This is a genomic window from Maribacter sp. 4G9 (genome assembly GCF_002742265.1).
GTDB lineage: Bacteria > Bacteroidota > Bacteroidia > Flavobacteriales > Flavobacteriaceae > Maribacter.
On record NZ_MDGL01000029.1, the window covers coordinates 1 to 1,617 of the forward strand.

A 1,617-nucleotide genomic window follows, 5' to 3' on the forward strand; every position below is an offset into this window, starting at 1 on the left:
AGAAATTCGTCTGCGGTACCCGGTCACTTAATTGGAAATTATTGAAAAGCTTCTCTTGATAATCCTTTTTACCCTGCATACCTAAAGTTACGATCCTTTTACGGATCGGCAAGATCGAAATGCCCCTTTTTTTATAACTTGTGCAACAGGCACAATGGCTATAAGTAATTGCTTGTTCTCGCCCACTTCTGAAAATCCTTGCGGATTTTCAGCTTGGTGCGTACTTGCAAAATTGAATGCTAACCCACGCAACTACTCATAGCCGAGACCGTCGATGGCCATATCCCTTCGGGAACGCAAAATCACGTACATTGCACGCTTCCCTTTTGCTTATCGCCATCGATGGGCTTTGTACATTACACCCCATACCTAAGGAAGTTTTCCCTAATTTTAAACTGGCACTGGAGCAAAAGGTACGGCCATCGACTACACTTATAACCTATGAGGCGTAATGATGGCTCCTGGTGAGGCACGCCTCACACGCCATAAACAAAGCCCATTGTGGGTAATTGAGTAAACCGAAAATCACATGCTAACCACCATAAATCTTAATACTATGAAAAATTTGATTCTATTCAACCCTCACCCGAATGTAATACTCTTTCTGGTTTTTGCAGTTCTGCTTAGTTGTGGGCAGACGAATGAAAAAAAACAGGACGAGAAACGACCTGAAATTGAACAACCAGAAAAACCCGCCTGCGAAGTGGAGAAATCTGTTTCAACCCTTAAAAATTCCCTTCTGGCTCCTTCTGAAAATCTGAAATACACCGCTCTCAAGCTACATGAACTTGCCGAGAGTCATGATCATGACCGCATTTCAGAACAGGCTAAAAGTATGGCAGAAGAGAGCATCAAACTCATGAATGCAAGCGCATACCTGAACACCTCTTATCTTGACAGCCTAATAAGATACAGTACTCAATGCGCTGTTTTGGCCAATGGATTACAAGCGCATAATCGATCCATGGGAAAGCCAAAACTTAAAGGCACTGTTTCTCAGCTTGAATCGATAGCTGAAAGTGTTAGCAATTATACAGAACGAAAAGTGAAAATCTCACAGGATGCTTGTCTCTCCAATAAGGAAATGCTTGAAAATGAAATACGGCTTTACTTTACAACTATTAAACTTGGAATAACTTCAATAGAATCTTCGCTGGGATCACACTGTGAAGATTGTACAACCAAAGAAGTGGCCTTTTACGAAAATCTAATGAAAACATTTCGTGAAGCGCTTATCAAAGCCCCTACCAATCAATATAAAACAGTTAGTCGAACTTTAGCTGACATTGAACACACATTTCATGAATTATCGAGCATGCACGATGACGAAGCGCATCATACCATGGAAACTCTTGAGCGTCAAATGGATCGGTTTGAAGATGAACTTCTGGACATCACTGGCAGAAGTGAAATATAATTATTTGTACAAACATTTGTAACTAATCAGTGCTGATAAAGTTGTCAATTCATTTGGATCCTACGAAAGATTATCGGATCTTTCGGTTATCGAAAAGGATAAGTTCATATCGGAGTTATTGGTTCGTTTGGAGAATCTTGAGCGTGCGAACCGTCGTTTGGCCGACCGTGTTGTTGAACTTGAGGGACTTTTGGTCAAGT

1 protein-coding gene is annotated in these 1,617 nt (G+C 41.1%); it reads left to right on the top strand.

Translation table 11 applies throughout. The features are described from left to right. Positions 1 to 556: 556 nt before the first annotated feature. Positions 557 to 1,417, top strand: a complete 861-nt coding sequence (locus tag BFP75_RS03330; protein WP_123803313.1) for a hypothetical protein — start codon at positions 557 to 559, stop codon at positions 1,415 to 1,417. Positions 1,418 to 1,617 lie beyond the last annotated feature (200 nt).